We start from the raw sequence: 24,965 nt of genomic DNA, 5'->3' as shown, positions 1-24,965 counted from the left end.
GGTGCTTACAGGGATTAGATTTCCATTTTATTCATTAAAAGTCACTTAATTACTTCTTATAATAGCCTCTTTGCTCCAATAAATCCTGGATCGATCGGTTCGCTATATCCAATGCCTCTTTCGGCGACTTTTCGCCGGCCAATGCTAAAGAGATGGCTTCAGAGATCGATTCATGAATTCTCGGCCATTCCGGCAGGTTCGGTTCCGTTTTGGCTTTTTCGACGGACTTGATAATGTCCGGGAATTCCGGACGGGCTTTGACCACCTCGCTATCCTCCAGGACGCTTTTCACTGCAGGAATGCCTCCGGCAAGAGCATACTTTTTGGCTCCTTCCCCTGTCACCCAGTCCACAAACTTGAAGGCCGCTTCCTTGTTTTTGGAAACCGAATTGATGGCCAGCGTCCAAGTGTGCGTGAACGAAACGCCGCCCGGTACCTCGGCGATGCCGAATTTATCCGAAACCTTGGGCGATTTGGCTGCATCGGCCAACTGCGGGTAAGCGGCATTCCAGTTAATCGCCATTGCCACCTTCTCATTTTGGAATGCGGACAGCACTTCCGGGAATTCATAAGTCGTGATGTCCGGCGGCATCAGCTTGTTCGTACGGAAGTTATTCACCACGTAAGTCAAGGCTTTTACCCCCGCTTCGCTGTTCACGGTCGGCTTCATATCCTGATCAAAGAAGCTGCCGCCCATGGACCAGAAATATTGGTACCAATCTTTCGGCTGGGTTTCCCCGCGCTTGCCTTGGAAGGCGATACCGAATTCCGTCGGAGATTGAGGGTTCTTGCTTTTGGTGAACTTCTCCGCTAATTGTCTATACTCTTCCCATGTGGTTGGTGGCGTAGGAATGAGATCCTTCCGGTAAATCAGGAACATCGTGCTCACGTCAAACGGCATGGCATAAATTTTGTCCCCGTATTTCACGGATTCGGCGGATGCCGGAAGGAAGCGGTCCATCGACGAATTGCTTTTCTTCAAATAATCGTCGAGCGGCTCGAACTGGCCCCCGGCGCCGAATTGTCCAATGTAGTTGTTGAGCATCAGCACCACGTCCATGCCTTCGCCTTGGCCCAGAAGCTGAGTCGACACTTTCTGCAAATAGCCGTCGCGTCCGATTTCCTGAACGGTAACCTTAATCCCGGTTTCCTTCTCGAATTCCGGCGCGATTTGGCTCAGCGCATTGTAATAAATCCCGGAACGGGCCGCTACCGTAATGGCCTCCTGCTTGTTCTCTCCCTGGCCGTTCGCGCCGCCTGCGGATTGCTGTTCCGGCGCCGGTGCGCAGCCAGCGGCACTCAAAACGAGCGCCAGCAAACTTGCTATGGTTCGTTTACGCATGAATAAATTCCCCCTGTTTCATTAATTTTATGTTATTTCACGGCACCCATCGCAAGGCCTGAAACAATATGCCTTTGCACAAGCAGCGTGAAGATAAACATCGGAATCATCAGCATAGTGCCCGTTGCCGTAACCGGTCCCCACAGGATCGCGTCCTGCGTGACAAAGTTGGCGGCCATCACCGGAAGTGTTTTGGCCTTGATCCCGGTTAAGCTTAACGCAAATAAAAACTCGTTCCATGAATTCATCGCCGCGAAAATGGCCGACACCGCTAGCCCCGGCTTAGCCAAGGGAAGCACAATACGGCACATCGCTCCAAATCGGGACATTCCGTCGATCAGGGCGGCTTCCTCCAGGCTCTCAGGCAGCTCCCTCAAGAACCCCCACATTAACCAGGTTACGAACGGCAGGTTAAATGCGATGTACGCCAGCGTTAGTGAATACAAGGAATCGGTCGCGCCGATGCTGCGGAACATAATAAAGAACGGTACGACCAGAACGACCGGCGGAAACATCTTGGTGAAAAATACCGAAAAGCTGATCCACTTCTGCCCCTTGATCCGAAAACGGGCGAGACTATATCCGGTTAAGGTACCAATCAGAAGCGATAATCCGGTAGAGAGCACGGTGACAATCAAAGAGTTCAACAAATAATAGAAAAAGGGCTGCGAACGAAATACATACACATAATTCTCGAACGTCGGCTTAAAAATCCATACGGGAGGAATTTGAAAAGCCTGTGTCGATGTTTTAATCGATGTGAACATCACCCAAAAAATAGGGAACAAAAATAATACCAGCGCAGCGTAGACAAAGCCGTTGATCCATATCTTTTTACCGGGCATTTCGATTTCCCCCTATTTTTCCGAATACAATGCGCGAATGGCAAACCAGCACAATATCCCCACAACGACCGTCAGTACAATGGCCAATGCCGCCGCGTATCCGAAATCAAATTCGACAAACGCTTTCTTATGCAGGATCATGGAGATCGTTTCCGTCGCTGTTCCCGGACCGCCGCCGGTCAGAACGAAAATCTGGTCGAACACTTTGACCGCCCCTGCAATCCTCATCACCAAAGCCACGATAATCACGGATTTCATCAGCGGAAGCGTGACATGAAGCAAGGTTTGCCACTTGCTCGCGCCGTCCATTTCAGCAGCCTCGAACGGCTCGCTCGGAAGCGATTTCAATCCCGCCAGCAGTACAATAAACATAAATGGCGTCCACTGCCAGGTATCTACCAAAATCGTGGCCGGGAGCGCGAACGCGTTGGATGTGAGCAGCGCTATTTTCTCCAGACCCAATACCGTCAGAAAATAATTGAAAATCCCGAAGTTATAATCGAAAATAAACTTCCACATCAAGCCCACGACGACCGGAGTAACCATCATCGGGAAGACAAATAATGTGGTGATGGAACCGTGCCCCCGCCGGATTCGGTTGACGGCCAAAGCCAGCGCGAAGCCGAGCACAAACTGCAGACCCACACCGCCTGCAACAAAGAGAGCCGACAAATACATCGAATGGTAAAAGCCCGCATCGCCAAGCACATGCATAATATGCCTCAAGCCCACAAAAGGAGGATCATGAAGCGTCAGGAAGGTCCAATCGTGAACGCTCAGGTAAACGTTGTATAAAACAGGATAAAGAAAAACAAGCGTCATTAGCAGTAAAGATGGAATCAGCAGAATAAACTGCAGCCGGTCATCGAGCCAGACGAGGATGCTTTTCTTTTTTTGGGTTGACGGTCGATGAGCTGCATGTTCCAATGTTTGCAGGTTCAAATTGATCACTCCTTTATTCCAGATTGCTGTGCCGATGGAAAGCAGAGCTGTGATCCTCGAGCTTCGAAGCAGCATAGCCTAGACAAATCGCATCGAAAATAATATGTGCGCACTGGTCGAACAGCGAACCCAACGGTTGGATGCTGGCACTTTCATTGGCCCTGCGGTATTTGGTTGCCGCCGGGATATGAAGAAGCAAGCTGGCCAGGGCGCCTAACTCCGATGAAGGCTCGGTCGTGACTGCAATCACCGTACAACCCAGTTCCTTGGCTTTCCTCGCTGCCCAAACCACGCTTTGGGTCGTACCGGAGCCGGAAACCGCAACCAGCACATCCTCTCTGCCGATGGAAGGCGTGATGGTCTCCCCGACAACATACACGTCGGCGCCCAAATGCATCAGCCGCATGGCAAACGATTTGCCCATCAAACCCGATCTTCCTTCGCCTATAACGAAAATCCGTTTATTTTGAAGAGCGGCGACAATCCGTTCCATCCCGCCCGCTTCCTGGCGCTCCAGGACTGTTCCTATTTCCTCGAGAATGGACCTAATATAACTCATCCAGGTTTACTCCTTTTTCAATTGATAGAATGTCTTTGCCGCTGCCGCCGGATCCTTCGCCTTCGTGATCGCAGAACCGATAATCATCACATGCGGATAGATTCGAGTCAGCGCCTGAGCCATATCAACGGTAATTCCACCGGCGAAGGCCAGCTTTCGCCCTTCCCCAGATAAACTAGGCGGCACATAAAAACCTTCCGTCCCTTGGGTACTTCCCTGCATTTCCTGCTGATCCTTGCTCACGTGAAGGCAAAAGATCGCATCGGAATACATTTGCAAGGCTTCCAGCTGCTCCTCCGATGTGTGAAGCAGGTCAATCATCACCTTCTTTCCCGCTTTGGCAGCCGTATTCATGCAAGCTTCAATCGTGACAAGCGGTGCCGCCCCCATCACAGTAGCTATATCGGCCCCTGCAGAGAAGCACATTTCAAATTCATAAACGGCATTGTCAAATGTTTTCATGTCCGCTACGATGACATGATCGGGATACGCATTCCGCAAAGCTCTCACGCTGTCCATCCCGAATTCCTTAATTAAAGAGGTTCCCACTTCAATCCAATCGATATATGGAGAGACCGGCCTCGTGACAGCGACCGCCTGCTCGATGGTCAACCGGTCCAACGCTAACTGAATCTTCATTTCTGCTGAAAGCCCCCCTTCATCTATGTAGGAATTCAATAACTGCAAGGTTCCATGCCCTTTTGCTCATCCATAAACGCTTCCAATTGAGCTTTGCTCGGTAATCCGTCGGAATCGCCGGGGGACATAACCGCAAGGGCGCCGATGGCGTTAGCCCGGGTTACAGCTTCCTCGATCGTTAAGCCGTCCAGCATGCCGCTGACAAAGCCGACTGCAAAACCGTCGCCCGCTCCTACCGTGTCGACTACCTTCGCCACCTTAAACCCGGGGATACACCCTTCAATTTCCGCAGTCCGGTAGTAGGCGCCCTCCGCGCCAAGCTTTACAACGACCACCTTTACCCCTTGTTCCAGGTAAAAAGCAGCGATATCCTCGGGACTGTCGTATCCGGTAAGTATTTTGCCTTCCGAAATGCCGGGAAGCACCCAATCGGCTTGTACCGCAAACTTGTTAATCTCCCGTACCATCCGATCTTGGCTGCTCCATAGCTTTGGCCGCAAATTCGGGTCAAAGGAAACCGTCCGGTTCGCCGATTTCATCACGGACAGCGCTTTTTCGGCGAAACCGTACATGCTTGACGATAAAGCAGGAGGAATTCCTGTCATATGCAGATGGGCGGCGGACAGAAAACGTTCCGGCAGCAGATAGTCCACTCCTATTGTGCTTGCCGCGGAATGCTTCCGAAAATATTGGACCTGCGGATCGCCCGCCAATACCTTCGATTTCATTTGAAAGCCCGTCGGATGATTGGGATCGCTGCCGATATAGGAAATATCGACTCCTTCTTGCTGCAAAGCGTATTTGATGTATTCCCCGAGCGCATCCTCGCCTACTTTGCTTACCCAGCATACATCGTAACCTAGACGGGCTAACCCGACTGCAACATTCGTTTCCGCCCCTGCCAAACCTCGGGTAAAACGCTTCACTTTGTAGAGCGGTCCGACCTCATCGGCAATAAACATCCCCATGGCTTCTCCGAATGTAATCACATCCAAAGTCTTCATCTGCTTCGTTACTCCCATCTTTCGATATTACAAAGCTTTCATTATACCTGGGCTATAAGCTTGATATAACCTGCCGCGGTTTCCGTTAGGTTATCACCTTCAATAGGGAACTCTATGGCCCGCGGGATATCTTTATCGAACATGAACAGCAGCGCTCTCCAATCCTCGCCCGGGTCCGATGGAAGAGGCACCGTATGAAGCTCTCCCCGTAAGCTCTCCACATGCTTGCAGTGAACATACACCACACTGTCTTTCAGCTTCTCTGCGGCTTCGAACCGATCCGATCGCGTCCAATGCCAATTGCCGATATCAAAGGTCATCCCTACCGGAACATGATGGGAACGGCAGCTTGTAAAAAAGCGGTGAAGGTTTTCTATCGTTCCTCCCCAAGGGGTTTGGTCATTCTCTACTGTAAACTGAATGCCACGATGTCCGAGATCGAATTCCTCCAGTAAGTGTTTCAGTTGGAGGATATCGGATTGCTGCGGGTTGTAATGTCCCAGCGATACTTTGATATATTGAGCGCCGAGAGTAACCCCCTCCTCCAAGATGACCGGCAAGTCAAGGACATTCAACTGGCCGTCACTGTTCCATAGGGGTACCGGTGCCGAATAAACGGTTATGAGCGGGTACTGCCGAAGCATTTCCCTAAGCTCTTGCAAAGGATACGGAGGATTGGCAAAAAACTCCCTGCGAATTTCAATACCGCTTCCGCCCGCCTGGGCGACGACTGGAATAAAATAATGCTGTCCTAGCGACTTTACCTTATCCGCACCGAAAGCGGAGGTTGTTACAATCACTGATGTCATCGGTTTTCCCTTTCTCTGTACATATACGGTATCGGTTTCGGGAACCGGTAAACGGAACCGGTTCCACAAGAGTTCAAAAATAAACTCTCTAAAGTGAGAGAGTCCGCTTCCAAACGTTACTTCGTTTTGGACGGGGTCGATCCCCGGATGATTAATTTACCCGGAAGTTCAATGGTTTCCGCGGGGGATTGATCGCCCATAATCCGCTTAAGCACACGCTCCATGGCATTGACACCGATTTCATAGGTAGGCTGTGCAATGGTTGTAATTCCGGGAGGAATGACCGGAGCCCAGTCCAGATCGTCAAAACAGGCTACTGCAATATCCTCAGGGATCCGGAGCCCCTTCTGCTGCAGGACATTCAGTATTTTCAGCTGCATGACACCGTTTACCGCAAACAATAATCGGAATTGGCCCTGGGAGCTTGACAGATAGGCCTCAAGCTTTTGCTCCAATTGTCCATTCTCCCTGAAATCAACGACATAAACATCCGTGATGCTGGGATGGTTCGCTTGTGCAAGAAACTGGTGAAAGGTGTTGGAGCGCTCGTTGCGTGAACTCACCTTCTCAACCGGCTGTGTAAAGAACGCTATTCTTTCATATCCTTGCTGCAGGAAAAAACGCATGGCTTCCGTGGTGGCTTGAACATTATTCGTAACGACCGTATCAAAGCCGAGCTCCGGCATTTTACGGTCAACCAGTACGACCGGCGTTTGTTCCTCAGCCAGTTCGTGCAAGTACTCATTATTGTGGCCGGTTGAATTGATGATCAGACCGTCAATCCGATGGGCTTGAAGCATCATGATGTATTCCTTTTCCTTCACCGGGTCATTATCTGTATTGCACACCATCAGGCTGTATCCATGCTTCGTGCAAACATCCTCCACGCCGCGTAATATCGAAGTCGAAAAAGGGTTGGTGATATCGGCGACAATCATCCCGATGGAGAAGCTGCGATCCCGTTTTAGCCCGCGCGCCATCCGGTTTGGTCTGTATTTCAGATCGGCAATCGTTTGTTCAATTCTTTTGCGGGTTTGTTCCGATATCGAATCGAATTGCCCGCTTAAATATCGCGATATGGTCGTCTTGGATACGCCCGCCTCACGTGCCACATCACCGATTGTCGACCGGTGGGATTGTTGTTTAGACGGTTTAGAAAGGCTCTTCACTGAGTTCACCAACTTTACGATAGCCATGATGTAACCGGTTTACGGAACCGGTTACAATTCCTATCTTATTTTCTTTCCGTTTATTTGTCAACCCATATTTTTGACTCCCGTTGCTATAATAGAAAAAGCCCCCTATGTTAAGGGAGCTTTTGTTGGGTACCGAGTTTGTGATGCATTTTATATCAGCGGCAAACTGTTTTTAGAAGTTAGATGATAAAGCCTCTGGAAACAATGACCAGGAGAATGAAAAGAACAAGAATCACTCCAATACCAATACCAAAACCTCCGCAACTAAAACCACCACCAACAAAACTCATGGATCAGCACCTCCTTGCTCTAATATCACTACATCAACAAGTTATGAACGGATAACAAAATATGATTGGACATATGAACTATTTTTTTAAAACAAGAACAAGTCCGCCCTAAAAGTTCATATAGTGGATTAACCCGAATGCCTGCCTTTGACCTTTGATCAGCATAGGCACACTACTTTTGGAGGATGTGTTCAAATGAAAGCTGTTATAGCCATCATCGGAGAAGGCCGGTTGGCTGCCCTCGTGACCGACGAATTGTCGGAGCACTGCAAAATCGTTCATCAGGCCGATTTGAACAGAGGAGTGCCAAGAGCAGCTGAACTCGTTCTGGTGATCCGGGATGACCGGCATACCTTCGATGATCACCAGTCGGAAGAGATCCTGCAGCAGGCCGGGATACCTTGCCTCTACGGTTCCGTTTCGTTGGATGAGGGGGTAGTCGGACCGTTTGTTTATCCGGGCAGACCGGGGTGCTCCGTGTGTGCGCAGACCCGTCGTTATATGGCGGGAAACGGCGAATCCAACGCAATGACAAATTTATTCAATAGGCCGCCGCTGTCCGGGGAGATCCCCCGCAAAACAAGAAGTTCCCCCGCAGGATTGCTTCATACGGCCCGCCTGTTTGTTTTAGAAACGATGAGAATACTGCAGAGAAGCCAAGCTTATACAAAAGAACATATGTATATCATTAACCTTGAGACGCTAAAGAGCTCGCGGCATTTCTTTCTGCCTGACCCGTTGTGCCCCGTATGCGGCCGGTTGCCTGACGATTCATCCGCTGCAGCCCGAATTTCACTGCAGCCCCGACCCAAGATAAGAGACGGAAGTTATCGCTGCCATCCGATAGAGGTGCTGAAAGATGTTCTGGACAAAGACTATCTGGACTCCAGAACAGGGCTATTGAATGCAAAAATGCATGATCTCATCTCGCCCTTTGCTTCTGTAACTGTGAATTTGCCGACGTTCACTACGAGAGACGAGGTCGCTGGGGGACGGAGCCACTCTTATGCGAAAAGTGAATGGACCGCCATTCTGGAGGGGTTGGAGCGCCGGTGCGGATTGGCCCCCCACGGTAAACAAACCGTAATCTGCGACAGCTTTAACCGTCTTGCCGATCAAGCCGTCGATCCCGCCAAGGTGGGCTTATACACCCGGGAACAATACGCTCGGCCCGATTTCCCTTTCGAGCCTTTTGACCCTGACAGCTCGATGAATTGGGTATGGGGTTATTCGTTTTTGCACGAGCGGCCCATTCTTGTTCCGGAGTCTCTAGCCTATTATAGCCCGATCTACGGCGGCAGTTTTGTGCAAGAAGGTTCCAACGGATGCGCTTTAGGGGGAAGCATAGAGGAAGCCATTTTCTACGGAATGCTGGAAGTGGTTGAACGGGACTCTTTCCTGATGACCTGGTATGCCAGGCTGGCTGTCCCCCGCCTTGACCCCTATTCCGCGAATGACCAAGAACTGCAGATGATGATCCAAAGGATACAGGCTGTCGCAGGATATGATATTCACTTATTTAACATCACGATGGAGAATGGAATTCCAAGCATTTGGGCATTGGCGAAAACCGGGGATCCGGAGAAGATGAATATCATCTGTGCGGCCAGTGCTCATATAGATCCGATACGGGCGGCAAAAAGTGCGGTTCACGAATTGGCCGGCCTGATGTGCATTCTTCAGAAAACATTTAATGCACGTCGGGAGGAATGCTTGAACATGTTCCTTGATTCCTATCGAGTGCAGCAAATGGAGGACCATGTCATGCTGTACAGTTTGCCTCAGGCGGAAGAACGGCTGCACTTCTTGTTAGATACCCATCGTCCGCTGCGTACATTTGATGAGGAATTTAAGCGAAAGGACAGTCCCCCGGATCTGACCGATGATCTAAAGGGCTTGATTCACGTGTTTCGCCGGCTGAACCTCGATGTGATTGTAGTAGACCAGTCATCCCCGGAAACCGTGCGAAACGGACTGTACTGCGTCAAAGTGCTGATTCCGGGCATGCTGCCGATGACGTTCGGACATCACCTTACCCGCTTGTCAGGGCTGGAAAGAGTGCTTAGGGTGCCTATGGAACTCGGGTATGCGAAGCAACCGCTAACGCCTGAACAGCTTAATCCATATCCGCATCCTTTTGTATAAGTCGCTCCCTGAACGAGCTGTCCTTCTTACAAACCGATAGCGTCGTCTTACTAACTTCGATAGGCTGAATGTATTCACGCCATCATTCCTTTATAAGCTTTAAATCCCCTACCTCGCCTTCGGCATCGGCTTTTGCTCCTTGTACTGCAGCTCGTACAGCCGATAATAGTAGCCGCGCTGGGCAAGCAGCTGGTAATGATTGCCGATCTCGCGGACCTTGCCCTTATGCATGACAATAATCTGATCGGCGTGCTGGATCGTGGACAACCGGTGGGCAACGATCAGCGTGGTTCGGCCGGCCGAGATATTGTGCAGCGCATCCTGGACGACCAGCTCCGTCTCCGTATCGATATTGGAGGTGGCCTCGTCAAGAATAAGGATCTGCGGACGGAACGCAATGGCGCGGGCGAAAGACAGCAGCTGGCGCTGACCGAGCGACAGGTTGATTCCGCGCTCTCCCAGCATGGTCTTGTAGCCTGACGGAAGAGCACGGATGTAATCGTCCATATGCACCATGCGGGCCGCCTCGACCACCTGCTCATCGGTAATGTCTTCCTGGTTCAAGCGAATGTTCGAAGCAATATCGCCCGTAAACAGAAAAACATCCTGCTGCACGATGCTGATCGCCCTCCGCAGATCGTCCAAGGGAAGCTCTCGGATATCGATGCCGTCCAGCTTGATGCTGCCCTTCTGTATATCATAAAACCGGTTGATCAGCTGGATGATCGAGCTCTTGCCCGCTCCGGTAGCGCCAACGAACGCGACGGTCTGTCCCGGTTCAATCGTAAAGCTGACATCCTTCAGCACCCATTCGCCTTCATTATAAGCGAACCAAACATGCTCGAACGCGATTTCGCCGCGAATCTTCTGCGGAAGCTTCTTCGGCTGTGCGCTATCCACAATCGCGGGTTTCTCATCCAGCATATCGAAAATCCGCTCCGCCCCGACCATCGCCGTCTGGATTTGGTTATATTTTTCCGCGAGGCTCATGAGCGGCTGGAAAAACTGCCTTACATAATGGGTAAACGCATATACAATCCCGAAGGTAATCTCTCCGTCGATCACGCTCGCACCGCCATACCACAGCAGCAGCGCAATGGCCAGGTTGCCGAGCAAGCCGATGGCCGGCTGGAAAATCGAGTTGATTACCGTTCCTCGCATCCCCGCTTGGTAATGCTCCGTATTATGCTGGTCGAACTGCTGCCCCTGCCGTTCTTCACGAACGAACAGCTGCGTGATCCGAATGCCGGACAAATTTTCGGCCAGAAACGAGTTCAACCGGGACAAGAGGGCCCTCGTCCGCCGCTGTGCATCCCTGATCACGGAACGATACCAGAAGGTCAGCACGGCGAGAAACGGCAGCACCGTGAAGGACAGCAGCGCCAATTCCACGCTGAGCTGCAGCATAACAACGACAATTCCGATAAGCACGATGACGTCCTTGATCAGATTGACGACCACCTGGGAGTATAATTGGTTGAGCGACTCGGTGTCCTGCGTCACACGCACCACCAGCCGGCCTACCGGGTTCCGGTCAAAATAAGACATCGACATCCGGCTTAAATGATGAAATAGCTGCTCCCGGATATTAAAAATAATCGTTTGGCCGATATACTGCAGCAGGTTGCTTTGAAGATAACTCAGCAGCGCGGCACCAACGACCGCAGTAAGAAATACGGCCCCCAAGAGAAAGAAGCCGGTATAATCCTGGCTGCGGAACGTTTCCATTGCCGTTGAATCCAACGGCTCGGCACTCAGGGTCGCGCCTGCCGCCCGAATCGCAGGCCTGTCGCCCTCCTCCGTTATCGCGGCCTGCTCCTGCCCTTCCCGGAGCCAGCCGGCAACCAGCCAATCCTTGCCCTCGATGCGGACGATTTGAGCTTTCTCCGTACCCGCAGGCATAGCAGCCGCGGCGGCTTCCGCTTCTTCAGGCTCCAGACGCACATAGGCTTTTCCGTTCCATTCCGTCACGCTGCCGTATGCTTCGAAGAGCTCCGACCGGGAAGCTTCTGCCGACAGCATCGGTTTATGTAACCCGTTGATGTGTCCGTCAATGGCCACTTTAATGAGATAAGGCCGCGCAAGGTCGGCGACCACAATTAAAAAAGACAGGAAAATACAAAACAGCACCATTCGCCAATACGGCTTGGCATAAGAGAGCAGCCGGACCAGCAGCTGTCTGTCTTTAAATGTTTTGACGTCTTTCTCTACATGAATATTCATGCACCCGTACCTCCCTGAAGCAAAACAGAGGAGCCTTGCCGCCGGGTCTTCACGTCCTGGCGTTCGGCTTCCTGATCCAGGAGCTGTTTATGATACATATCCGCATAGATGCCGTTTAAGGCTAAGAGCTGCTCATGATTGCCTTGCTCGACGATCCGGCCCTCATCCATGACGATAATCCGGTCAGCGTGCTGCACCGAGGAGATCCGGTGACCGATAATAATGGTTGTCCGTTGGTTCATAACGGATTTCAGCCCTTCGAGAATCCGATCCTCCGTAATCGTATCTACAGCAGACAGGCTGTCGTCGAAGATGAGCACCGACGGCTTCTTGATGACCGCCCTGGCGATGCTGACGCGCTGCCGCTGTCCGCCGGACAGCGAAATTCCCCGCTCCCCGAGAGGCGTATCGAACTGATGGGGAAACTCAACGATATTATCATACACCTGTGCGATTTTGGCCGCTTCCGCCACCTGCTCGTCACTGTACGGCTTGGGGTCAAAACCGATATTGTCGCGGATCGTAGAAGAGAACAGGAACTGGTCCTGCGGGACGATGCCAATCTGGCCGCGCAGCGTTTTCAGCGGTATTTCATGGATGTCATGACCGTCGATAAACACCGTGCCCCTGGGCGGATTGTAGAGCCTTACGAGCAGATGCACGAGCGTGCTCTTGCCGCTGCCTACCCTTCCGACGATCGCAAGACTGGAGCCTTTGGGTATCGTCAAGGATATATCCCTCAACGCGGGACGTTTGGCTTCCGGATAGGCGAAGGTCAGATTACGGATCTCAATGTCCCCGTGAATCCGGTCAATCTCCGGTTTGGCGATGACATCATCCACAATATCCGGCTGAGTATTGAAGATTTCGAGCAGCCGAAGCTCGGACGCTTTGCCGCGCTGCAGCAAATTGACCACCTTGCCCAGGTTCTCGATAGGTCCCATGAGCAGCGACAGGTAGGTATTGAAAGCTACGAATTCACCTAGCGTGATGACATCTTTGAGCACCATGATGCCTCCGACGACGACGGAGACCAGAAAGCTGAAGCCTACAATGCCGGCGCTAAGCGCCCCGAACAGCGAATTCGAACGGACGAACCTCCGGTTCATATTGACCGCATGCTGGTTGTCTTGGGCAAAAAGCTTTCTCACCGCCTGCTCCTGTACAAATGCCTTAATCACCCGAATACCGGCCGTAAATTCCTGTACACGGCTGGTTAAATCGGAGATGGCCGCCTGCATGTCGGCCGATTGCTGCATGATTTGTTTATTGAAACGGTACGCAAGCAAGCTGAGCAGCGGCAATGGGAGCATCGTAAGCAAAGTCAGCCACGGATTAACGAAGCTCACCATGGCCGTAACCGATACGACGATCAGGAAAAGGGCCTCCATGACGTTATAGTACCCCTGCATCGTCACCTCTCGAATGACACCCACATCACTGATGGCGTGGGACATCAGGTCCCCGATCCGGCGATTGTTGAAATATTGGGCCGACAGCTTTTCCCAATGCGCAAACAACTCTCCGCGCACACGCATCTCCAGCTGACGGGATAAACGAAACATGTAAATGCGGGACGCCGAACGGAAGAATGCGATACCTAGACCTGCTGAAGCCATCCATACCGCAAAGTTGACGGCCTGCCCGTAAGTTAGTCCCCCGATTTGCAGGCTATCGGTAAAGCGGCCGAGCAGCCATGGAATAATCAGTTGAAGCATGGATGATATGGACAATAATGCAAACCCTATGACATAAGGCCAACGATTGGCCTTAATGTGATCCCAAAAAATATTTTTCCTCTCCATCGGTATCCTCCGGCGGTATGATCATATCTATAGTAAGGTTACCGTGATCGTGATAAAGAAACCATGGATTTCTTTACTACAAACAATGGACTATTCTACTTTTTTAAAATGCCATATATGCAGTTTGGCTCTTCCTCCCTTAATCCAATGATCAAGAGGCTTCCAGAGATTCGAATCATCCTCTGCAGCTTCAGCGCCGGCTCTCGCCTGCTTCATCGAATGGTACTCCTCCTCGCTGAGCCCGTTCCAAATCTCCACAAACAGGTTCGGCTGGTCGGTCCCTTCATAGAGCTCCAACTGCTGATACTGCCGCCTGATTCCATCCGACCACTCAAGATATTTGTTCCTGCAAGCCTCTTCAATCCGGTATTCAACAAAAACGATGCACATTTTTTCACCTGCTTTGCTTTATTTTGTTGAAGAAAATGATACACTAATATTGGTCGGCTGCAATAAACTAATGAAAAAAAGTGTTTGGAGGTTAGACATGGACACCGGAACCCATCTAGTGGTTGGACTTGGACTGGCAGGCCTCGCCTATGTCGACCCCGTCGTTGCCGCCAACCCGTCCGTTGCCACGGCAGTATTAATCGGAACGGTGGCAGGCTCGCAAGCCCCCGATTTAGACACGCTTCTGCGGTTCAAAGGGAATGCCGTGTATATCAAGAATCATCGGGGGTTGTCACACTCGATTCCTGCGCTTTTTATATGGACAGCGCTCATTTCCGGCTTGCTGTGGCTTTTTTTTGACGGCTTGCCCATGGCTCATGTCACGATGTGGGTATTCATCGCCGTTGCCTTTCACGTATTTACGGATTTGTTCAATACCTACGGTACGCAGGCGCTGAGGCCGTTCTCGGACCGCTGGGTGTCATGGAATATTATCCATATTTTCGATCCCGTTATTTTCCTGTCCCACATACTGGCGATATTTTTATGGGCTCTCCAGCTAGCAAGGCCGGAGGTTCTCTTTCCGTTATTGTATGTATTTATTGCCGTCTATTATATATGGAGGTCCTGGGTTCACCACGACCTGGAATCACGGCTTTACAAAAAAGATGCGTCTTACAAGCCCGGCGACCGTTACACGCTGATTCCGACGGTTCATCTGCACCATTGGCAAATCATTAAGCAGGGATCGGATGGCTGGTTCACCCTAGGCGAGTACAAAAATGGTATCATTAAATGGATTGACCGGGTAACCTGTGATAACCATCCCGCCGTCGATGCCTCCAAAAGTCATCCGAATATTGCGTCGTTCCTGTATTTTACCTCTTTCGCCTGCGCGGAAGTCAAAGAGCATCCGTGGGGGTATGAGGTCCGTTGGATGGATGTGAGATACCGGCACCGCAAGCAGTATCCTTTTGTTGCCGTTCTGATGATGGATACCAAGTTCAGGACGCTGGATTCCTATGTCGGCTGGGTCAGCGAATCCCGGCTGGAGAAAAAACTGCGTGTGGACTTGTATTAGGCGTAGGCGTAATATGGAGATGGTGATTCAGATGCTTATTGCGGGGCTTTGGAGGGATTTCCAGCGGAATCGTCGAATTCTTTTTTGATCCACGATAAAAAAGCTCAAGGATTTCTCCTTGAGCTTATATTGATGAAGCTTCTCACTATTAGCGAGCTTGGCCGCCAGCAATGGCTTGCTCGGCGATTTGCACCAGGCGGCGAGTGATGTGGCCACCGATTGCGCCGGTGTCGCGAGTTGCCATATAACCGTAGTAACCGTCTTGAGGAATTTGGATGCCTAATTCTTGGGCTACCTCATACTTTAATTGATCCAATGCCTGAGAAGCTTGTGGCACTACCAAAGCGTTGCTGCTGCGGGATTGTCCTGCGCCCATGTTCAGCACTCCTTTCAATTGAATGATTTCTTTGATGTAATTTTGCAAGCTTGCAAGCTTATTATGTGTTACAGCTTTAGAACTATACGCATCTTTTGAAAAAAACTTTTTAAGTTTCAAATGTTGTTGCGAAAGGCAGGTGTTATGCGTTATGAGTAAAGGGCTCGCATTGTTTTTTGCAATCGTCGGGACGGCCCTGCTGGCGGCCATCAGCTACTTTATGTCGGCGGGAAGACCCTGGATGGCGGTTCTTTTTGCGTTCATTTCATTAGCGTTTATCGGCTCGGGATTTGTAGTAAAAGCAAAGCAGAGAAAATCAAAAGAATAGGAGCCTGCCGGCGGACAAAAACCGTCGTCCGGACAGACTCCTTTATCCAAAAAACTACAGCACCACAAATCCCATTTTTTCTTTGACCTGACGAAGTACCCGGTTTGCTTGCACTTCGGCCTTCTCCTTGCCTTGACGCAAGACCTCATACAGCTCGCCGGATCCTCTGATTTCGGCGTACCGCCGCTGAATCGGCTCAAGCACCGCGACAACGGCTTCGGCTAAATCTTTTTTGAACGGCCCGTAGCCTTGTCCCTCGTACTGCGCTTCGATTTCACTGATCGATTTGCCAGCGCACTGCGAATAAATGCTGATCAGGTTGCTTACTTCCGGCTTGTTTTGCGGGTCGAATTTTACCTCGCGCCCTGAGTCGGTGACGGCACGGCTGATTTTTTTGCGGATCACATCAGGAGCGTCCAGCATGGCGATATAGCTGCCTGCATTCGGATTGCTCTTGCTCATCTTCCTGGAAGCATCGTCAAGTGACATAATGCGTGCTCCCACCTCCGGAATGTAAGGCTCGGGTATGGTGAACGTCTCCCCATAGCGGCCGTTAAATCGTTGGGCCAGATCACGGGTTAGCTCCAAGTGCTGCTTTTGATCGTCACCTACCGGCACCAGATCCGCGTTGTACAGCAAAATATCGGCGGCCATCAGCGACGGATACGTGAACAAGCCCGCGCCCACGGATTCCTTGCCCGCAGATTTGTCTTTGAACTGCGTCATGCGCTCCAGTTCGCCCATATACGTGAGCGTCGTCATCAGCCATCCGAGCTCGGCATGAGCGGTCACCGTCGACTGAAGAAATACCGTCGCCTGCTTAGGATCGATCCCTGCCGCCAAATAAAGCGCCGCAACCGCCTCCGTCTGCTCCTTGAGCGCGGCCGGGTCCTGCGGTACCGTTACGGCATGCAAATCCACCACCATAAAATAACATTCGTGCGAATGCTGAAGCTTGACATAGTTTTGAAGCGCACCGATATAATTCCCCAGCGTCAGCTGGCCGCTCGGCTGCATCCCTGAAAGTACTCTTAGTTTGGACATGTTTCGTTTGCCTCCCTTTCATTATGCGACCTCATTCCATTGACAATACAAAAAGGCCTTCCGCCGCAAGGGACGAAAGACCGTGGTGCCACCCTAATTCGCTCGACCAGCCATCCGGTATAATAACGCAGGCATAGGACGAGCCTTGATCTCCTGTAACGGGGAGAAGCCGGAACGGCATACAGGTGTACCGGATGCATAGCCATGACTGCCCCGACAGGGGTTCTCCAGCGCACGTTCAACCGTCAGCTCAAGGATCCATTCGTACGGCCGCCGCCCGCCGGTTCACACCTCCCACCGGCTCTCTGGAGGGCTTGACTCCGTCTACTTGTTCCCGTCATCGCTTATTAGAGGTCATTGTACCTAACCGCCATTCCTCTGTCAACCGTAACTCCCAAATTCTTGTCCTATATACGTCTTCTCCGGCATACGATATAATAATTATTACGAAATACAAGGAGACATGACCCGTGCAAACGATTATCACCCGATGGATAACCAACATCCTTGCTGTTCTGTGCATCATGATGCTGTTTCTTATTTATACCCAAAAACACCCCCCCGATCTGTCTTTCATTACAGCTGACAGCATACAAAATTTCAAAACGCTCTTCATCAGCATCATACTTGAGGCGCTGCCTTTCGTTCTCCTTGGGGTCTTCGTCGCGGCCCTGCTTCAGATGTTCGTCTCGGAGCAAACGATCCGCCGCTTGACTCCGAAAAACCCGGTGCTTGGCGTCATCTTCGCCTGCGTAATGGGCATCATCTTCCCGCTGTGCGAATGCGGCATGATCCCGGTCATCCGCCGTCTGGTCCTTAAGGGGATGCCGGTTTACATAGCCGTTGTGTTCATTCTGGCGGGTCCGATCATTAATCCCGTCGTGTACGCTTCGACCTTCATGGCGTTTCGCAGCCGGCCGGAAATCGCTTATTCGCGGATGGCGCTGGCTTTTATTGTGGCCGCGACCATCGGACTGATCATTTACCGTTTTGTCAAGAGCAATCCCATGCGCGGATTCTCCAGCGCTCCGACAGCTCGCGATCACAAGCATGACCATTCCCATGAACACATACATACTCATGAGGACAGTCATCATCACAGTCACGGCCATGAGCACCACCACGCGCACGGGCATGGCCAAAGCCAGACCGGCCGCATGTTTGCCATTCTGGGGCATGCATCCGACGAGTTCTTCGACATGGGCAAATATCTGATTTTCGGCGCGTTTCTCACGGCCGTTATCCAAACCTTTATGTCCAGGGAAAGCCTTGTCACGATCGGAGAAGGAGCCGTCAGCTCCCATCTTTTTATGATGGCGCTTGGTTATGTCCTGTCGCTTTGTTCGACCTCCGACGCTTTTGTGGCCTCGTCCTTTACAACGACCTTTCAGGCCGGATCCCTTCTTACGTTCCTTGTCTTTGGACCGATGCTCGACGTGAAAGGAACGCTTATGCTGTTGTCCGCCTTCAGAGCCAAATTCGTGGCTCTGCTCTCGATATTGATCGTTATTGTCGTACTCGCCGCTTCGCTTTTATTTGAGCGTATCTTTTTCCTATAGCTGCCAATACAGAAACAAGGGGTGTGCGCTGTGAATTCTCGTGTGCTTAGCCTGCATCATCTGGTAAAAGCGGTCATTTTATTAGGTTTCGCCGTCTATATTGCCTATCTCGTTAAAACAGACCTGATCCTGCTGTACATCGCGCCGCGCATGGTCGGCTATGTCAAATGGTCCGCGATCGCATTTTACGCCGTTGCCGCTTATCAATTGTATCGGGGAATAAAAGCCTTTCGCGGGCCGGCGGCGGCCTCCTGCGATTGCGGCCACGACCACCTTCCGTCCCGCTCGCTCTTCAAAAACGCGATCATTTACGGACTGTTTGCTTTCCCTCTGCTGATCGGGTTTCTCCTCCCTGATACAACGCTTGGCAGCAGCCTGGCCGCCAAGAAGGGGATGAACCTGAGCAGCTCAAGCTCCGTCAAAAAGGACGGTCTTGCCTTGGATAGCGCCTCCGGAGCCGACAGCAGCGAAGCGGATTCCGGTGAGACGAAGACAGAAGACCCTGGCCCCGGCGATTCCGGTACGGTTTCCGGAACTGCAGCGTCGGAAAACGAGATGTTCCCGTCCGACAAATTTACGGAGCAGTATGCCAACTATGCGAAAAAGCTGTATCAGGAAGAGCTGATCCAGGTCAGGGAAGAATTTTTCATTGAAACGTTGACGTCCGTGGATCTGTATCTCGACCGGTTTATCGGCAAGAAGCTGGAAATGACCGGATTTGTCTACCGTCAGGAAGAAATGAAAAACAACCAATTCGTAGTCGGGCGCTTCTCTATTCAATGCTGTTCGGCCGATGCCGCCCCGTTCGGGGTGCTGGCGGAATACGACCGGGCGGCTGCGCTTGCCGACGACAGTTGGGTTACGGTAACAGGGACGATCGGCAAAACCACATTCAACGACATCGAGATTATGGTATTGAAGGTGGAGAAGGTAACCAAAGCGGAGCCGTCGAAAAATCCTTACGTGTATCCGAACTTCGATTTTGGGGCTTAAGCCCGGAAAATCAACTCTGACATAGCACCCAAGTAAAAAAGGGCTCCCCAACCACCCCCGATTCATGGGGTGGTTGGGGAGCCTCGCTTTCTACGCTTGAGGAATATTATGATGCCGATCCATTCCGGGCCGGCGGCTCCAACCGCTGAAGAAGGCTTTTTACGGTTTCCACGGTATCTTTGTAATACGGCCGGTAGCCGTCCAGATCTTTCGTAAAGCGGAGAAACTCCAAACCGATGGCACGAACCTGGCTTACATATTCCGCTTCATCCACCACATAGCCGGCCAGCTTGCGAGGGGGCATATCCTGCCGCTCCTCCACCTCCGTCAGTTCCAATTCATTCGCAGGAAGATGACGGACAATGAAGGAATACGCCCGGCACTCCGGATCGCCGCAGCCGCAGACGAAAAAAGGCACCTGATGCCAGCGCTCCGCATCCGTCCAGCGATTGGGCTCAACGTCCTCATGCATACTTAACAGCAGGGCCGGCAGGCCCACATCCACACAGAGCGGCTCCTCGATCAATATTTCCCCATCGATTTCCATCCGCACATCCGCCTGAATGATCTGTAAATCGGCGTCAAACGACCAGCCGCTGTAAACCAAATGAAAACTCATCTATTCCATCAACCCCCATATGGTGACATTTACCAATTTTTCTTGTGGGTATTATTTTTACCTTGGAACATACTACCTAATGAACGGAGGTGAGATCGATGGGCGCAGGACAATCCCGCAGCAGCAACACTTTAGTAGTTCCTCAAGCTTCTCAGGCTTTGGACCAATTGAAGTATGAAGTTGCTCAAGAGTTGGGCATTCAAATTCCTCAAGACGGGTACTATGGCTTCATGGCAACTCGTGACACCGGAGCAATTGGGGGCCACATCACACGTCGTCTGGTTCAAATTGCCGAGCAGCAGCTTGCAGGCAAATTCACAAGATAATGACTACCCGAATACTTATCAATGGCGGCTCCAGGACGGGGTCGTCTTTTTTCGCTTCATTCTATTATAACGGAAATCTGAATATAAAGAACAGGCCTCCGGGAACGCCGGAAGCCTGTTCTTTATAACGAATAATGGGTTAAAAAAATATAAAGTCCTGAGTCTTAGTCCTACCGCTTCGAGCCGTTATACAAGCTTGCCATATTATAATTCGATTCGAAGATGACGCTTGTACACAACAAATTTTGGCGCATAGCAAACTCAAATTGAATTTCCCCATGCGTCCAGCACTTTAGCTTTAACGATTCTAACGCGGTTTGGCGAAAAGAATGCTGGTGGGTTTCCGACAGTCCGCGTTCGTTTTTCTTCAGTTCCGTCCCCTTCGTTTCCAAAGGAAAATGGCGAATTCCGAATTTACCGATCATGTTATTCCGAATTTGGACGAATACTGTCCCAGAGGTGAGCTGCGCGAGTTCCTCCTTCAACTCGCGGAAAACCAAGTCCAGCTGTCGGGCCAAAGGCAGCTGCTCCAACATCACAATCCTCCTTTCTTTTGAATTAATGGTATATTATGTATTTCTGAGACTGTAGACCTATTATAGGATATTTTAACTATTTATTCAACAGAATTTTACAAAAATTTGATAAAAAATACAGGTACCTCAGTTCCTGTCATAAATCGTCAATCGATATCGCAGATATCGCTATTCAGCTCGATAATGTTTCGGTCCGGATCCAATATGAAGATTTGCGGAAACCCGGCTCTGGGATGCGGCCTGGCGTCGTATTCGATGCCACAGGATTCCAGCCAGGCCAGCGCTTCCTTATAGCTCTTCACCCTCAAAGCCAAATGACCGTCCCGCGTATCGATCCCGCTCTTCCTGATCGTTTCTCCCGGATGAACAATCAAATGCAGCTGCTGACCGCCGCTGCCGACGGCAAACCATGCTCCGGCAAAATCAAACGGAGGACGCTCCAGCTCCTCGAGCCCCAGCACCTCTTTATAGAATGCTTTGGCCCGCTCCAAATCCGTGACGCACAGGCTGACGTGATGTATCGAGTGAATGGACAGCATGCTTTTGCTTTGCCCCTTTTTTCTTACCGGATATCACTACTATATTTAAAATCTTATTTAATGACAACACTTCTTTCTTCCGAGTCCGGCCATAATAAATGGGACAGTCCACCTAAAGGTAAACTGCCCCATTTATCCAACACTTTACATTTCTACATCACTGGCTAGTATGGTTCTTCTTTTCTTTAAAGCGCTTACTATAGAGATAATCATAATTACAAGCGCAATACCAAATAAAGTACCTGCGATCGGACGTAAAAAGATTTCAAGCATATTTCCGTTAAAAATTCTTAGCGATTGCAATAATGAAGTTTCCATCAGCCTACCCAAAACAAATGTTAAGATAATGGGTGCCATGGGGACGTCCAATTTTTTCAGCAAATAACCAACGATTCCAAAAACGAACATGACGCCCACACCCCAAAGACTGTTGGTAACGGTATACGACCCCAAAATGGAAATCGCCAAAATAATGGGATACAGCAATTTCTCAGGCACCATCGCGATTTTTGCCCAAAATCCTGCCATGGGTAAATTCATGATCAGCAACAATAGGTTGCCAATAAACATACTCGCAATAATAGCCCAAACAAAATCCGGTTTTTCATGGAATAAAGCCGGCCCCGGTGTAAGTCCATGCATAATAAAGGCCCCTAGTATAATTGCGATCGTTGGAGAACTAGGAATACCCAAGGTGAATAATGGAATAAGGGCTGCGCCACTATAAGAATTATTCGCTGTTTCAGGACCCGCTACCCCTTCAATAGCGCCATTGCCAAACCGGGAAGGGTCTTTGGCAACCTTCTTCTCAACAGAATACGAAAGAATGGCTGGAATAACCGAATTGGTTCCTGGAATCAAACCGATCAAAAATCCGATTCCCGTTCCCCTGCTGATTGATTTTAGCGTAGGACTCCATTCACCTTTTCGTGGCAAAATACCTTTAACTTTATATGGTTTTTGGTTTTGGGAAAGCCTCTCCATGCCGAATAAGATTTCGGAAAGCCCAAACAATCCCATCGCAACACATACAAGATCTAAGCCATTAAGAAGATAGGGTTCACCAAAGGTAAACCGATCCGATCCGGAAACCGGATCGATTCCGATTAAGGATAGACTCAATCCGATAAAAGCCGCAATGACTCCCTTGATTAAAGATTTTCCCATTAAACCTACGACGGTAACTAATCCCAATACCATAAGAGCGAAAAATTCCGGCGGACCGAACCTTAGGGCAAATTGCGCCAATGGAGGCCCTATAAAAACAAGCCCTAAAATAGAAATGGTCCCCCCGATAAATGAACCAATGCCTGCCACACCCAAAGCCACGCCTGCTCTCCCTTGTTTGGCCAGGGGATATCCATCAAGACATGTAATGACTGAAGCAGCTTCACCCGGTGTATTGATTAAGACAGAGGTTACTGTACCTCCATACATAGAACCATAATAAATACCGGATAGCATGATAATGGCCGGTACGGGATCCATGCCAAAGGTTAGAGGAATCAGCAAAGCGGTTGCCGTTGTAGGGCCAAGTCCGGGCAGTACGCCCACTAGCATTCCCACGGTAACTCCTACAAAACAATAGATCAGGTTCCACCAGGTAAGCGCCGCCCCAAAACCGTTCATTAATTGCACAAATGAGTCCATTGCGCTCCTCCCTTACCAACCAAAAATATTAACAGGTAATGGAACTTCCATCAATGTAACAAACACTACAAACAATACAACGGAGGTGGTCAAGGAAATGCCCAAAGCTAAATTCCATTTATATTGGCGGACTAGCACCAAAAATAATAAAACGGTACAGCCGATAACAAAGCCGGTTGTATTCACAATTAGCATAAATATAAGAATCGAAACCGGCACAGACAAAACATTCTTCAAATCTTTCCCCTTCGGGAAAATATCTTTAAACAAGATGACTTCCTTTCGTAAAGAAAGCCAAATATATCCTAAAGCTAGAATGATGAGTACTCCATTTAGCCATATTGGAAAGAACCCCGGTCCCGGCCCATACGCTGTGTAATAACGAAGGGACAGAGATTCCACAAACAATACTCCTGCATAAATCAAAAGGACAAGTCCTCCCCAAACGCCTGCATTTTGCGCTTTCACATCATCACATCCTCTTGAAAAATACTCCCTGATGCTGTCTGCTTAGAGATTATAAACATAACAGGCGCCTGGGAGACCCGGATATTTACTTAATGCCTCTTCGTCCAGCTCGAGTCCAAGCCCCGGCCGATCATTAGGCTCAATATAACCATCTTTGACAATCAGCGGTGACTTGATCATTTCATCTCGAAAAGGATTCACGAGCGCTAAATCCGCTTCATAAATCAAAGCGTTGGGAATAGCGCACAGCAAATGGATATTCGCTGCCGTACTTAACATACTTTGGCTTGTATGAGGAGCCATCGGCAAATGCCACGCTGCCGCCATGTCCGAGATCTTCTTCACTTCTGTAATTCCACCGGCTTTTGTACAGTCAGCTTGCACGATATCGATGGTCCCGGCTTGTAACAGTTCTCGGAATTGATATTTGGTGTAGTGATTTTCTCCTGCAGCAATAGGAATTCGGGTACTCTTTCTTAATTCATGATACGCTTGGATATTATCAGGTGTAAATGGTTCCTCAAGCCAATAAACATGATTCTCCTCACAAAACTTTACAACCTCCGGCACATCCAATATGTGATATCGCGTAGCAGCATCAACGGCTATATCCAGTTGGGGACCAAATGTTTTGCGTATATGAGAAACACGTTCCGCATCTTTCTTCGGATTTTGGCCCACACGCAGCTTAATCGCGGTATACCCCTGTTCAACATATTTTTGCACTTCTTTTTCCAGGGATTCAAGAGGTTGATAGCCTAAACTGAGTCCGCCTGCATAAGCTCTGATCTTACGCCGTTCACCGCCTAACAGACGATAAACAGGCTGCTGCAGCATTTTTCCTTTGATGTCCCAAAGCGCTATGTCGATACCGCTCATCGCGATGGCCACGGCCGTACCAGCTCCATGAGTAGCTACTTGATGACGATAAATTTTTTCCCAGATTCCCTCTGTGTTAAAAGGCGATTCTCCTATCAAAATAGGGGCTAAACTGCTTCGAATGAGTTCCGCAATTGATGTAGGGCTTAGAGCATGATGAGCCTCGCCGTATCCGATTGTTCCATCACTGCAGGTGATTTTCACGAGGACCAAATCCCTCTTCACCATATTGCCTACCCCGAATCGAAGAGCTATATCATCAAACCTACAAGAAAAAACCATGGCCGTCACTTGTTCGATAACATTGTTTTTGGTCGATGACATTATAAAGGACTCCTTTTATTATTTATGATTTTGGATCACCCTTACTCTCATGTC

At 50.1% G+C, this 24,965-nt stretch carries 26 protein-coding genes and 1 other annotated feature; of the genes, 6 read left to right on the top strand and 20 right to left on the bottom strand.

What is annotated here, in order from left to right; all coding sequences use genetic code 11:
- Nucleotides 1–49: 49 nt before the first annotated feature.
- The 9 genes from IJ22_RS00740 to IJ22_RS25510 all read right to left on the bottom strand — a co-directional run bounded on the left by IJ22_RS00740 (nt 50) and on the right by IJ22_RS25510 (nt 7,626).
- The gene (locus tag IJ22_RS00740; RefSeq protein WP_062406468.1) at nt 50–1,342 is read right to left on the bottom strand and encodes a sugar ABC transporter substrate-binding protein; all 1,293 of its coding nucleotides are present in this window, start codon (nt 1,340–1,342) and stop codon (nt 50–52) included.
- 32 nt (nt 1,343–1,374) lie between these two features.
- Nucleotides 1,375–2,187, bottom strand: a complete 813-nt coding sequence (locus IJ22_RS00735) for a carbohydrate ABC transporter permease (protein WP_062406465.1) — start codon at nt 2,185–2,187, stop codon at nt 1,375–1,377.
- A 12-nt stretch (nt 2,188–2,199) separates the two neighbouring features.
- Nucleotides 2,200–3,129 carry a carbohydrate ABC transporter permease gene (locus IJ22_RS00730; RefSeq protein WP_062406462.1) on the bottom strand — a complete coding sequence of 310 codons (930 nt, stop codon included), beginning with the start codon at nt 3,127–3,129 and terminating at the stop codon, nt 2,200–2,202.
- A gap of 13 nt (nt 3,130–3,142) precedes the next feature.
- On the bottom strand, nt 3,143–3,688 hold the full coding sequence (gene hxlB, locus IJ22_RS00725) for a 6-phospho-3-hexuloisomerase (RefSeq protein WP_062406459.1): 546 nt from the start codon (nt 3,686–3,688) through the stop codon (nt 3,143–3,145).
- Between the two features lie 6 nt (nt 3,689–3,694).
- Nucleotides 3,695–4,327, bottom strand: coding sequence for a 3-hexulose-6-phosphate synthase (gene hxlA / locus IJ22_RS00720; RefSeq protein WP_054817651.1), 633 nt, complete (start codon nt 4,325–4,327; stop codon nt 3,695–3,697).
- A 35-nt stretch (nt 4,328–4,362) separates the two neighbouring features.
- On the bottom strand, nt 4,363–5,331 hold the full coding sequence (locus IJ22_RS00715; protein ID WP_062406457.1) for a sugar kinase: 969 nt from the start codon (nt 5,329–5,331) through the stop codon (nt 4,363–4,365).
- A gap of 41 nt (nt 5,332–5,372) precedes the next feature.
- Nucleotides 5,373–6,140 (bottom strand): sugar phosphate isomerase/epimerase family protein, encoded by a 768-nt coding sequence (locus IJ22_RS00710; RefSeq protein WP_137670666.1) that lies wholly within the window; start codon nt 6,138–6,140, stop codon nt 5,373–5,375.
- 116 nt (nt 6,141–6,256) lie between these two features.
- Nucleotides 6,257–7,336, bottom strand: coding sequence for a LacI family DNA-binding transcriptional regulator (locus tag IJ22_RS00705; protein ID WP_062406453.1), 1,080 nt, complete (start codon nt 7,334–7,336; stop codon nt 6,257–6,259).
- Between the two features lie 179 nt (nt 7,337–7,515).
- Nucleotides 7,516–7,626, bottom strand: coding sequence for a sporulation protein YjcZ (locus IJ22_RS25510; protein ID WP_082660603.1), 111 nt, complete (start codon nt 7,624–7,626; stop codon nt 7,516–7,518).
- Between the two features lie 195 nt (nt 7,627–7,821).
- Between IJ22_RS25510 and IJ22_RS00700 the strand changes: the two genes are divergently transcribed.
- Nucleotides 7,822–9,771 carry a TOMM precursor leader peptide-binding protein gene (locus IJ22_RS00700; RefSeq protein ID WP_062406452.1) on the top strand — a complete coding sequence of 650 codons (1,950 nt, stop codon included), beginning with the start codon at nt 7,822–7,824 and terminating at the stop codon, nt 9,769–9,771.
- Nucleotides 9,772–9,879: 108 nt separating this feature from the next.
- Here the strand turns inward: IJ22_RS00700 and IJ22_RS00695 are convergent, their stop codons facing one another.
- The 3 genes from IJ22_RS00695 to IJ22_RS00685 form a co-directional block, all read right to left on the bottom strand.
- Nucleotides 9,880–11,994 (bottom strand): ABC transporter ATP-binding protein, encoded by a 2,115-nt coding sequence (locus IJ22_RS00695; protein WP_062406450.1) that lies wholly within the window; start codon nt 11,992–11,994, stop codon nt 9,880–9,882.
- Entirely contained in the window at nt 11,991–13,799 is a 1,809-nt protein-coding gene (locus IJ22_RS00690; RefSeq protein ID WP_062406448.1) for an ABC transporter ATP-binding protein, read from the bottom strand. The genes IJ22_RS00695 and IJ22_RS00690 overlap by 4 nt, the downstream gene beginning before the upstream one ends.
- A 90-nt stretch (nt 13,800–13,889) precedes the next feature.
- A complete protein-coding gene (locus tag IJ22_RS00685) occupies nt 13,890–14,189 on the bottom strand; it encodes a hypothetical protein (protein WP_062406447.1) in 300 nt (99 codons plus the stop codon).
- 97 nt (nt 14,190–14,286) lie between these two features.
- Between IJ22_RS00685 and IJ22_RS00680 the strand changes: the two genes are divergently transcribed.
- Nucleotides 14,287–15,270, top strand: a complete 984-nt coding sequence (locus IJ22_RS00680; RefSeq protein WP_062406445.1) for a metal-dependent hydrolase — start codon at nt 14,287–14,289, stop codon at nt 15,268–15,270.
- Nucleotides 15,271–15,418: 148 nt separating this feature from the next.
- On the opposite strand, the gene IJ22_RS00675 is transcribed toward IJ22_RS00680, so the two are convergent.
- A complete protein-coding gene (locus IJ22_RS00675) occupies nt 15,419–15,646 on the bottom strand; it encodes an alpha/beta-type small acid-soluble spore protein (RefSeq protein ID WP_054817650.1) in 228 nt (75 codons plus the stop codon).
- Nucleotides 15,647–15,797: 151 nt separating this feature from the next.
- On the opposite strand from IJ22_RS00675, the gene IJ22_RS26480 reads away from it, so the two are divergent.
- On the top strand, nt 15,798–15,974 hold the full coding sequence (locus IJ22_RS26480) for a DUF5325 family protein (RefSeq protein ID WP_171005951.1): 177 nt from the start codon (nt 15,798–15,800) through the stop codon (nt 15,972–15,974).
- Nucleotides 15,975–16,028: 54 nt separating this feature from the next.
- Here IJ22_RS26480 and trpS read toward each other — a convergent pair whose 3' ends face one another.
- Entirely contained in the window at nt 16,029–17,018 is a 990-nt protein-coding gene (gene trpS, locus IJ22_RS00670; protein WP_062406443.1) for a tryptophan--tRNA ligase, read from the bottom strand.
- A 65-nt stretch (nt 17,019–17,083) separates the two neighbouring features.
- Nucleotides 17,084–17,368: a binding site (T-box leader), on the bottom strand.
- A 174-nt stretch (nt 17,369–17,542) separates the two neighbouring features.
- Here trpS and IJ22_RS00665 point away from each other — a divergent pair.
- Both IJ22_RS00665 and IJ22_RS00660 read left to right on the top strand, forming a co-directional pair.
- Nucleotides 17,543–18,577 carry a permease gene (locus IJ22_RS00665; RefSeq protein ID WP_062410807.1) on the top strand — a complete coding sequence of 345 codons (1,035 nt, stop codon included), beginning with the start codon at nt 17,543–17,545 and terminating at the stop codon, nt 18,575–18,577.
- Between the two features lie 30 nt (nt 18,578–18,607).
- Nucleotides 18,608–19,570: a TIGR03943 family putative permease subunit gene (locus IJ22_RS00660; RefSeq protein WP_054817625.1), complete on the top strand. Its 963-nt coding sequence runs from the start codon at nt 18,608–18,610 to the stop codon at nt 19,568–19,570.
- A 106-nt stretch (nt 19,571–19,676) separates the two neighbouring features.
- On the opposite strand, the gene IJ22_RS00655 is transcribed toward IJ22_RS00660, so the two are convergent.
- Nucleotides 19,677–20,189, bottom strand: a complete 513-nt coding sequence (locus IJ22_RS00655) for a hypothetical protein (protein WP_062406442.1) — start codon at nt 20,187–20,189, stop codon at nt 19,677–19,679.
- 98 nt (nt 20,190–20,287) lie between these two features.
- Here IJ22_RS00655 and IJ22_RS00650 point away from each other — a divergent pair, with 98 nt between their 5' ends.
- Entirely contained in the window at nt 20,288–20,515 is a 228-nt protein-coding gene (locus tag IJ22_RS00650) for an alpha/beta-type small acid-soluble spore protein (RefSeq protein WP_054817624.1), read from the top strand.
- Between the two features lie 170 nt (nt 20,516–20,685).
- On the opposite strand, the gene IJ22_RS00645 is transcribed toward IJ22_RS00650, so the two are convergent.
- From IJ22_RS00645 to IJ22_RS00625, 5 genes are all read right to left on the bottom strand, one after another.
- The gene (locus IJ22_RS00645) at nt 20,686–21,054 is read right to left on the bottom strand and encodes a hypothetical protein (protein ID WP_054817623.1); all 369 of its coding nucleotides are present in this window, start codon (nt 21,052–21,054) and stop codon (nt 20,686–20,688) included.
- A 143-nt stretch (nt 21,055–21,197) separates the two neighbouring features.
- Complete coding sequence (locus IJ22_RS00640; protein WP_054817649.1) at nt 21,198–21,590, bottom strand: VOC family protein; 393 nt, start codon at nt 21,588–21,590, stop codon at nt 21,198–21,200.
- A 144-nt stretch (nt 21,591–21,734) separates the two neighbouring features.
- Entirely contained in the window at nt 21,735–23,240 is a 1,506-nt protein-coding gene (locus IJ22_RS00635; protein WP_062406440.1) for a tripartite tricarboxylate transporter permease, read from the bottom strand.
- Between the two features lie 12 nt (nt 23,241–23,252).
- The gene (locus IJ22_RS00630) at nt 23,253–23,708 is read right to left on the bottom strand and encodes a tripartite tricarboxylate transporter TctB family protein (RefSeq protein ID WP_054817622.1); all 456 of its coding nucleotides are present in this window, start codon (nt 23,706–23,708) and stop codon (nt 23,253–23,255) included.
- Nucleotides 23,709–23,750: 42 nt separating this feature from the next.
- The gene (locus tag IJ22_RS00625) at nt 23,751–24,911 is read right to left on the bottom strand and encodes a mandelate racemase/muconate lactonizing enzyme family protein (protein WP_062406439.1); all 1,161 of its coding nucleotides are present in this window, start codon (nt 24,909–24,911) and stop codon (nt 23,751–23,753) included.
- Nucleotides 24,912–24,965 lie beyond the last annotated feature (54 nt).

This window comes from Paenibacillus naphthalenovorans (assembly GCF_001465255.1).
Lineage (GTDB): Bacteria > Bacillota > Bacilli > Paenibacillales > NBRC-103111 > Paenibacillus_G > Paenibacillus_G naphthalenovorans.
Note: the sequence above shows the minus strand (reverse complement) of the source record. Positions and strands in the feature narration are given on the sequence as shown.